The 1,568-nt window shown below is 47.7% G+C and carries 1 rRNA gene; it reads right to left on the reverse strand.

Going from position 1 to position 1,568, the window contains the following annotated elements:
* Positions 1-1,513, reverse strand: a 23S ribosomal RNA gene (locus tag JOC47_RS15220); the annotation flags it as partial.
* Between the last annotated feature and the right edge of the window lie 55 nt (positions 1,514-1,568).

The raw sequence follows: 1,568 nt of genomic DNA on the forward strand, positions 1-1,568 counted from the left end.
TTATCCTCCTGCGTCACTACATCACTCAAACGTTAAATAAGGTGGTGTTGGAATTTTGACCAACTTCCCATTGCCTACGCCTTTCGGCCTCAGCTTAGGATCCGACTTACCCTGAGAGGACGAGCCTTCCTCAGGAAACCTTAGGTTTTCGGCGGACAGGATTCTTACCTGTCTCTCGTTACTCATACCGGCATTATCTCTTCTATACGGTCCACAGCTCCTTTCGGTACTGCTTCGTCCCCTATAGAATGCTCTCCTACCATCTCTCGATCCGTAGCTTCGGTGGTGAACTTGAGCCCCGGACATTTTCAGCGCAAAATCACTCGACCAGTGAGCTATTACGCACTCTTTAAATGAATGGCTGGTTCTAAGCCAACATCCTGGTTGTCTAGGCAACTTCACTTCCTTTTCCACTTAGTTCACACTTTGGGACCTTAGCTGACGATCTGGGTTGTTCCCCTCTCGACTACGCAGCTTATCCCCCGTAGTCTGACTCCCAAGTTTAACGTGACTTGCTATTCGGAGTTTGACTGGATTTGGTAGCTTAAAAGCCCCTTGTCCAATCAGTGCTCTACCACCAAGTCACAATACTTGAGGCTAGCCCTAAAGCTATTTCGGAGAGAACCAGCTATTTCCTAGTTCGATTGGCCTTTCACCCCTATTCACAGTTCATCTCATGACTTTTCAACGTCAATGAGTTCGGACCTCCACATGTTCTTACACATGCTTCATCCTGACCATGAATAGGTCACTAGGTTTCGGGTCTATGCCAGGCGACTTGCGCCCTCTTCAGACTCGCTCTCGCTGCGGCTCCACCTTCTCGGCTTAACCTTCGCCACCTTGACATAACTCGCCGGTTCGTTAAGCAAAAAGCACGCCATCAGGCTGATATATATACGCCCTCTGACCGCTTGTAAGCATACGGTTTCAAATTCTATTTCACTCCCCTCCCGGGGTTCTTTTCACCTTTCCCTCGCGGTACTGGTTCACTATCGGTCACTAAGTAGTATTTAGCCTTAGGAGATGGGCCTCCTTGCTTCTCACGAGGTTCCACGTGACTCGTAATACTCAGGTCTCTATCCAGCCTCTTTTTACTTTCACCTACGGGACTATTACCCTCTGTGGTTCAGCTTCCCAGCTGATTCAACTAGCAAAAAGTCTTAACTGTGATACCTTATGGGGTATCTTGATAGAACCTACTACCCTGCGTTAGCAACGTCCATAAACTTACACTAACACAGTTTGGGCTGTTCCCTCTTCGCTCGCCGCTACTAGGGGAATCGCATTCGCTTTCTCTTCCTGGGGTTACTAAGATGTTTCAGTTCACCCAGTTACCCTCCTATAGCTATGTATTCACTATAGGATGACACAGCATTACCTGTGCCGAGTTTCTCATTAGGACATCCTTGAGTCAACACTTGTTTGCAGCTCGTCAAGGCTTATCGCAGCTTGCCACGTCCGTCTTCGTCTCTTAGTGCCTAGGTATCCACCGTACGCCCTTAATAACTTAATCTATCTGACGCGTTCATAATTCTCGGTCTATTGTGTAGTTTTCAAGGTACAAAGTA

This window comes from Halanaerobacter jeridensis (assembly GCF_016908315.1).
Taxonomy (GTDB): Bacteria; Bacillota; Halanaerobiia; order Halobacteroidales; family Halobacteroidaceae; genus Halanaerobacter; species Halanaerobacter jeridensis.